A 428-nucleotide genomic window follows, 5' to 3' on the forward strand; every position below is an offset into this window, starting at 1 on the left:
TAATTTTCTTTCTTTAAGTTTTTCTTCTAAAGGAAGTATATTTTTAATCAAAGCACTTTCTTGTGCTTTGATATGTCCATAAACTAATTCCATAAATTCTAAGTGTTCTTTTACCCAAAGAATACTTTTATTAAAAGCATCTTCTTTGGTTTTAGGATTTAAAACATAAATTCTAGCAAGATTAAGTTCAAATTGTATGAATAAAGATTGCAAAATATCATACACATCTCGTATTTGTTTGATATCTTCAAGTTTATTTTTAAACTCATCTATTTTTTCAATAGCTAAATTTAAATATTCTTCTTTTTCATTTAAACTCAAATATATACTTTGTATATTTTCAAAATCATTACTGAGTATTTTATTAAAATCTCTACAATGTTTAATACTTTGATAAACTTTATAATAAGCCTTAAGTAAAAACTCAT

1 pseudogene is annotated in these 428 nt (G+C 22.0%); it reads right to left on the minus strand.

Features of this window, described 5'->3' with window-relative positions:
* Nucleotides 1–428 (minus strand): annotated as a pseudogene (locus AJ930_RS02590) (motility associated factor glycosyltransferase family protein); the annotation flags it as partial.

Origin of the sequence: Campylobacter sp. BCW_6871, assembly GCF_001762325.1 — a bacterium.
GTDB lineage: Bacteria > Campylobacterota > Campylobacteria > Campylobacterales > Campylobacteraceae > Campylobacter_D > Campylobacter_D jejuni.